This window comes from Vibrio harveyi NBRC 15634 = ATCC 14126 = KCTC 12724 (assembly GCF_001591145.1).
Classification (GTDB): domain Bacteria; phylum Pseudomonadota; class Gammaproteobacteria; order Enterobacterales; family Vibrionaceae; genus Vibrio; species Vibrio harveyi.
Genome location: NZ_BCUF01000042.1, coordinates 46,900 through 53,507, shown reverse-complemented (window position 1 = coordinate 53,507; position 6,608 = coordinate 46,900). Strand labels below are relative to the sequence as shown.

Genomic DNA, 6,608 nt, shown 5'->3' with positions numbered 1-6,608 from the left:
TGCGGTATTGAAGATGGTTGAGCATGCCACCGCCAGTTATTTCGAAATCCAACCCTTTGCCGTTAAAGACGCTATCTAAGCCCGGCAAGGTGGATTGCGGATAGAAGGTCATATTGAAGTCGCCATAACCCACTCCACCTAGGTAACGCACCGTGTCTTGCGCCCACGTCCGGCGGTGCCCTAAGAAGCCCATCCAAGTGCCGTTTTCGGTGGCAAAACCACCGATTGCAGTAATGGCTGGAGTTAGTAGCTGCGCACCACCATCGAGAGAGGTTTCTGCCAGTTTGCGCCTCTTCTCCCGTTGCTCATCGGATTCATGCAAAAACACGCCAGTGAAGTCCAAGCCATAGCCCACGGCGGGCTCGGTAATCACTATCGGGACGGGCAGAAATCCATAAGCGTTTTCAGCCAGATATTCTCCCATGTCCAATTGCCCATCAATGGGATCAAAAAAGTTGATTGCCTGAGCCATTGGAGAGGCGAGCAAAAAGCTGAAACAGGTGGTACTAATGATAACTGACAATGTTTTTTTCATAGGGTCCTATTCGGGTCTATAAACCCTAGTAAGCGAATAGCGTTCCCTTACAAGTTAGACACCAATCAGAGCAATTGCAATGGTGGTTTTGTAAAGAGAAGGTGAGTGTTTTTAAAACGCAAAAAGCCACCCAATAAGTGGGTGGCTTTGTATATTAAACCATTCAGTTTTTTATCGTTTTTCTTATGTCACAACCAAGGTTAAGCAAATAAGTACTTAGCGTGGAAGTTCAAGTGTTCAGCGATAAAGCTAGAGATAAAGAAGTAGCTGTGGTCGTAACCTGGTTGCATGCGCAGTTCAACTTCAGAATCATGAGCTTTTGCTGCCGCCAGTAACGCATCAGGCTTCAATTGCTCAGCAAGGAAGTTATCAGCATCACCTTGGTCTACCAAGATTGGCAATGGTGATTTCGCTTGTTTGAGTAATTCACTTGCGTCGTATTGTTTCCAGCTTTCAATATCGGTGCCTAGGTAAGCGGTAAACGCTTTCTGACCCCAAGGGCATTGCATTGGGTTACTGATTGGACTGAAAGCAGAAATTGAGCGGTACTGCTCTGAATTTTTCAAACCAATGGTAATTGCACCATGACCACCCATGCTATGACCCGAAATCGACTTCACGTCAGAGACAGGGAAGTTGCTTTCAATGATCGCAGGTAGCTCTTGGGTGATGTAATCGTACATGTGGTAGTGACGCGACCACGGCTCTTGAGTGGCGTTTAGGTAGAAACCCGCGCCTTTCCCCAAATCGTAGTTCTCGTCGTCTGCAACGTCGTCACCACGTGGGCTAGTATCCGGTGCCACAATGGCGATACCTAACTCAGCAGCCATGCGAAACGCACCGGCTTTCTGCATGAAGTTCTCATCAGTACACGTCAAACCAGACAACCAGTAAACCACAGGCACTGGGTTTGATTTGGTTGCATTTGGCGGCAAGAAGATCGCAAAGCGCATGTTGCAATTTAAAGCGCGAGATTCGTGTGTATATTGTTTATGCCAACCACCGAATACTTTGGCTTGGCTTAGGCTTTCAATGGTCATGGATAATCTCTCGATAAAACAATGTTTGTTTGAAACTGTGAGTATTTAAAACAATGATTTTTAACGGTGGACAAGACCGTTAAAGACAGCGGATGGCTCTCTTCCCAAAAGAAAACGTGTCCAAGAGAGAAGAGAGCCTGTTTCAAATTTTCAAATATCAGTCATATTACGTGAACCGTTATCTTGGATTATTTATCCATGTGAAGAACGGTACGGATAGATTCACCTTTGTGCATCAGTTCGAACGCTTCGTTCACGTCTTGTAGACCCATCGTGTGCGTGATGAATTCTTGTAGACCGAACTCGCCAGCCATGTAACGGTTTACGATTTCTGGAAGCTCAGAGCGACCTTTAACGCCACCGAAAGCAGAACCGCGCCATACGCGACCAGTCACCAGTTGGAATGGACGAGTTGAGATCTCTTGACCTGCACCAGCAACACCAATGATTACTGACTCACCCCAACCTTTGTGACAGCACTCAAGTGCTTGACGCATCACATTTACGTTACCGATACATTCGAATGAGTAATCAACACCACCGTCTGTCATCTCAACGATAACGTCTTGGATTGGCTTGTCGAACTTCATTGGGTTGATGACGTCTGTAGCACCAAGTTGTTTCGCTAGGTCGAATTTACTTTCGTTGATGTCGACACCGATGATGCGGCTTGCTCCAGCCATACGAGCACCGATGATTGCAGAAAGACCGATACCGCCTAGACCGAATACAGCAACTGTGTCGCCTTTTTCAACTTTAGCTGTGTTTAGTACCGCACCCATACCGGTGGTTACGCCACATCCTAGAAGACAAACTTCTTCAAGTGGTGCTTCTTTGTTTACTTTCGCTAGTGAGATTTCTGGAAGAACCGTGTACTCAGAGAAAGTAGAACAACCCATGTAGTGGAAAATAGTCTCACCGTTGATAGAGAAACGGCTTGTACCATCTGGCATCAGACCTTTACCTTGCGTTTCGCGAACTGCCTGACATAGGTTAGTTTTGCCAGATTTACAGAACTTACACTCACCACATTCAGCGGTGTAAAGTGGGATAACGTGGTCGCCAACTTCAACGCTTGTTACGCCTTCGCCAACCATTTCAACGATACCGCCACCTTCGTGACCAAGGATTGAAGGGAAGATACCTTCTGGATCGTCACCTGATAGTGTGAATGCGTCAGTGTGACAAACACCAGTTGCTACGATGCGTACTAGCACTTCACCAGCTTTTGGAAGTTGTACATCAACTTCTTCCATTTTAAGTGGCTCGCCAGCAGCCCATGCAACCATTGCTTTTGATTTAATGTGAGTTTGACCAGGTTTGATTTCAAGCGACATTGGATGTTTCCTTTATATTCTCAGTATATGGAGTGACGTCATAAGCGTAGTTGAGGTTTGTTCACTGCGCTGCGTCGTTTTGTTGGTGCCCATTTTAGGTGTTTCATGAAAAATGATAATCCGGCTAAATTGAAAATGATTTTTACGTATGTGTAATAATGAGTTCGATAACGTCATTGTTAGTGCGAGTGAGGTTAAGAAGAATGACAAAAATCGCATTGGTGTTTGACCTCAAGTGCAGTTGAGGGTTTAGTGTTGTTGCCACCGTAAAAACGTTGAATTGGAATGGGTATGAACCAAACAGATCTTCAAGCCTACTTAAAGAAAGTGGGTATCTCTCAATCGCTGAATATCAATACTGATACTTTGTTATTACTACACAATGCTCAGCATCGTCGTTTGCCTTTTGAGAACTTTGATATTGCGCTTGGGCGTGGCATTTCAGTTGCTGAACAAGACATTATTAACAAACTGATTTATCGCGAGCGTGGTGGCTATTGCTATGAATTGAATGCATTACTTTTGAATGTACTGAAAACCATCGGCTTTGATGCACGACCGTTGTTGGGGCGCGTTCATTTGTCTGGCACACCATCAGGTCGAACGCATCAATTCACTTTGGTGATCATGGGGGAAGATAAGTGGATCGTTGATGTGGGGTTCGGTTCTAACACGCCACGCGCACCACTACCCTTTGTACTCAACCAAGATATTCACACTGATCTTCAAACATTCAGATTTATCGAACATGAGTTAGTTGGCTATATGTTGCAAGTTCAATCCTATGATGACCCTGAGCAATGGATTGATTTGTATAGTTTAGACTTTGAACACGTATTTGACGGTGACATCGTATGCGGCAATCACTACACATCGACTTCACCAAATTCCCATTTCACTTCGAGTCGAGTTGCGGCGTTGGCGACAGATAGCGGCATCATTACTTTGTTCAATCACAGTTTAAAGTACCGAGCAAATGGTGAGGTCGTTGAGATTGAGCTGGAAGCGGGAGAAACGTATCTATCTGCGCTTAAAACCCATTTTGGTATCGCTCTTGATGCTGATTACTCATCTTTAAAGCCAGTGTAAGAGTCGTAACTGAGGGGGAATCGTGCTCGAAATGAGACTTCAAGCATCGCGTTACGCTTAATTTCCTTACTTATCGGCTCAAAAATGGAAAGCGCAGCTCAACCTGCGCTTTTTTTATTTGCGCTATATCTCAGTAAGTGAGTTTTCAAAGGTTTACTTTTAACCTTGAAGAATAAATGAGGTAAATCATGCGCTTTGAATACTTGCTTGATGATGAAGTCACCCAAGAACTCGATGCTAAGTTAAGAGCTTTGCTGTCCACTTGCTTCACCAAGGAGCAAGACAAAATCTTTCAAACTCAACGTTATTTCAATGAAATACCTCGTCACCGCTATCTAATTTGGGATGGCGATAAACTCGCTGCCCACGTTGCCGTACACGAAAAACAAGTCATGATTGATGATCAATCTTTTCCCATTAGTGGTATTGCAGAAGTCTGTGTTGACCCCGGTTCTCGCGGGTTAGGGCTGGTGAAAATCTTGTTGGAAGCGGTTCATCAGGATGCATTGGAGCGAGGCGACGCATTTTCTGTTTTATTTGGTCGCACGCCAGTTTATCGATCCAGTGGTTATACACCCATCAATAACTTGAAGATAAAAGTTGCCCCAAATCATTGGGTCAGTACTGATGACACCATGGTATGCTCTCTGAAAATTATTTGGCCACAACAGACGGTTCATTTAGTCGGCTATCCTTTTTAAACGGGTTTTCTCCGCGATTAACTTTGTGTGAGAATACGTAATAAATTGAATTCCATAGGATCAAAATCATGGCGAATTGGGAAGGCGTCAGCGAATTTGTCGCCGTCGCAGAAACCAACAGCTTTACCGGCGCAGCCAATAAGCTCAAAACATCGGTCGCGCAAATCAGCCGTCGTGTATCAGCGTTAGAAGAACGCTTAGCAGTGAAATTGCTTCATCGTACTACGCGTAAAGTGTCGTTAACTGAAGCTGGTCAACTTTATTACCAACAGTGTAAGCACCTTGTGGAAGGGTTAGAGTTAGCTGAGTTGGCGGTAACTCAGATGCAAGCCGAACCGAAAGGTGTGCTCAAAGTGACTGCGCCCGTGACCTATGGGGAAATGAATCTTGCTCCGCTGCTGCACCAGTTTTTAGAAAAGTACCCGCAAGTAAATCTCGATCTGATTCTTACTAACCAAAAGCTCGATTTGATTGAGCAAGGTGTCGATGTGGCGATTCGTTTGGGACGCTTGCAAGACTCGAGCTTGATCGCTAAACGCCTTTCATCGCGTCAGCTGTATGTGTGTGCCAGCCCGGCTTACTTAGAGCGCTCTGGTGAGCCGCATACCTTGTCTGAACTGAGCCATCATCAATGCTTGGTGGGTACCGCTGACTATTGGCACTTCAAAGAGCAAAAACGTGAGAAGTCTCTGCGTGTCTCTGGTCGTATTAAGTGCAACAGTGGTTTTGCCTTGGTGGATGCAGCGAAACGAGGCTTAGGCTTGGTACAACTGCCAGACTATTACGTGCAAGAGGCGTTAGACAATGGCGAGCTGGTGGAAGTGTTAACCGATTATCGAGACGATCGCGAAGGTATTTGGGCGCTCTATCCGCAAAACCGTAACCTCTCACCTAAAGTTCGTCTGCTGATTGATTTCTTGGCTGAGAGCCTAAATTAGAAATAGGTATTTATGTGTTTAAAAGCTAAGTAGCAAATCTTGTTACTTAGCTTTTTTTGCGTTCTTAAATCACTGTTCGTTTAGCTCGGCATCTTCGCGTTTGATGACCTTATGACCATCTTCTGATACGCCTTGTTTCCAGTAACTGCTGAGGTAAAGGTTTTCACGCTCCACTTCTTTTTCGTTACGGAAGTATTGGCGTAGCGCGCGCATTGAATCGAAATCACAAGCACACCACACTGCTGCTTCACCCGTTTTCCACTCCAGTGAGCGAACCTTATCTTCGAGTGATTGCTCGGTGATCCAATGAATTTCCATACCAGCTGGTGCTTCGAGAGCTTGGATATCCGCTTCAGAAATCACGCTGATCACGGCATAGCCTTTTGCGTCTTCTGGCAGAGTGCGAATCTTCGCTGATAGCGCTGGCAACGCCGTCATATCCGCAGCCATAAAGAACCAGTCGGCTTCAGTGTTTAGGTTCGAGATACTGCCAGGACCGGCGATATTGATGGTGTCGCCTTCTTTTGCGGACATCGCCCAGCGCGCTGCAAATCCACATTGTAGGTCTTTAGTAATGTGGCGAACGAAGTCGACTTCAATCGTGCATGCTTGTGGATCGAAGCGACGAATGGTGTAGGTACGCATAACTGGACGGTTTTCTTCAGAAAAGCCTTGGATGTCAGTACCGCCTGTTTCGTTGAACAGCAGCTTGATGTAGCTGCCTTCGCAATCTTGTGGAAAGTTGCCTAGTGCTTCGCCTTGCAGGGTAATACGCTGCATGTTAGGCGTTACTGTTTGTGTGTTGATAACAACGAGGCTTTTGGGTTGTGGTTTCTTTTTCATTTTAATTCACATTTCACTACGTTTGATAACTATTCTCTTTCTCATCTAAGATTAACAGCATCTCAGTAAGGCAGATAGCGTCTTTATCTAAATTTACACTCTGATGTGAAAACCGGCGATTTAAT

General features: G+C 45.3%; 6 protein-coding genes and 1 pseudogene. 3 read left to right on the top strand and 4 right to left on the bottom strand.

The annotated features are described in order from the left end of the window. From VHA02S_RS19225 to VHA02S_RS19215, 3 genes and pseudogenes are all read right to left on the bottom strand, one after another. Window positions 1–472, bottom strand: a pseudogene (locus VHA02S_RS19225) (BamA/TamA family outer membrane protein); the annotation flags it as partial. Between the two features lie 263 nt (window positions 473–735). Then, the gene (fghA, locus tag VHA02S_RS19220) at window positions 736–1,575 is read right to left on the bottom strand and encodes an S-formylglutathione hydrolase (protein WP_005447282.1); all 840 of its coding nucleotides are present in this window, start codon (window positions 1,573–1,575) and stop codon (window positions 736–738) included. A 188-nt stretch (window positions 1,576–1,763) separates the two neighbouring features. Continuing rightward, complete coding sequence (locus VHA02S_RS19215) at window positions 1,764–2,912, bottom strand: S-(hydroxymethyl)glutathione dehydrogenase/class III alcohol dehydrogenase (RefSeq protein ID WP_005447284.1); 1,149 nt, start codon at window positions 2,910–2,912, stop codon at window positions 1,764–1,766. Between the two features lie 291 nt (window positions 2,913–3,203). Between VHA02S_RS19215 and VHA02S_RS19210 the strand changes: the two genes are divergently transcribed. From VHA02S_RS19210 to VHA02S_RS19200, 3 genes are all read left to right on the top strand, one after another. Then, window positions 3,204–4,001, top strand: a complete 798-nt coding sequence (locus tag VHA02S_RS19210) for an arylamine N-acetyltransferase family protein (protein ID WP_038898302.1) — start codon at window positions 3,204–3,206, stop codon at window positions 3,999–4,001. 188 nt (window positions 4,002–4,189) lie between these two features. Next, window positions 4,190–4,702, top strand: a complete 513-nt coding sequence (locus VHA02S_RS19205) for a GNAT family N-acetyltransferase (RefSeq protein WP_005447287.1) — start codon at window positions 4,190–4,192, stop codon at window positions 4,700–4,702. Between the two features lie 68 nt (window positions 4,703–4,770). Further along, entirely contained in the window at window positions 4,771–5,640 is an 870-nt protein-coding gene (locus VHA02S_RS19200) for a LysR family transcriptional regulator (protein ID WP_005447289.1), read from the top strand. A 69-nt stretch (window positions 5,641–5,709) separates the two neighbouring features. On the opposite strand, the gene VHA02S_RS19195 is transcribed toward VHA02S_RS19200, so the two are convergent. After that, window positions 5,710–6,483, bottom strand: a complete 774-nt coding sequence (locus VHA02S_RS19195) for a siderophore-interacting protein (protein ID WP_038898301.1) — start codon at window positions 6,481–6,483, stop codon at window positions 5,710–5,712. Window positions 6,484–6,608: the final 125 nt, after the last annotated feature.

Excerpts from the sequence above, each read along its gene's own strand:
- fghA (WP_005447282.1), bottom strand. The coding sequence starts at position 1,575 with ATGACCATTGAAAGCCTAAGCCAAGCCAAAGTATTCGGTGGTTGGCAT.
- VHA02S_RS19215 (WP_005447284.1), bottom strand. The coding sequence starts at position 2,912 with ATGTCGCTTGAAATCAAACCTGGTCAAACTCACATTAAATCAAAAGCA.
- VHA02S_RS19210 (WP_038898302.1), top strand. The coding sequence starts at position 3,204 with ATGAACCAAACAGATCTTCAAGCCTACTTAAAGAAAGTGGGTATCTCT.
- VHA02S_RS19205 (WP_005447287.1), top strand. The coding sequence starts at position 4,190 with ATGCGCTTTGAATACTTGCTTGATGATGAAGTCACCCAAGAACTCGAT.
- VHA02S_RS19200 (WP_005447289.1), top strand. The coding sequence starts at position 4,771 with ATGGCGAATTGGGAAGGCGTCAGCGAATTTGTCGCCGTCGCAGAAACC.
- VHA02S_RS19195 (WP_038898301.1), bottom strand. The coding sequence starts at position 6,483 with ATGAAAAAGAAACCACAACCCAAAAGCCTCGTTGTTATCAACACACAA.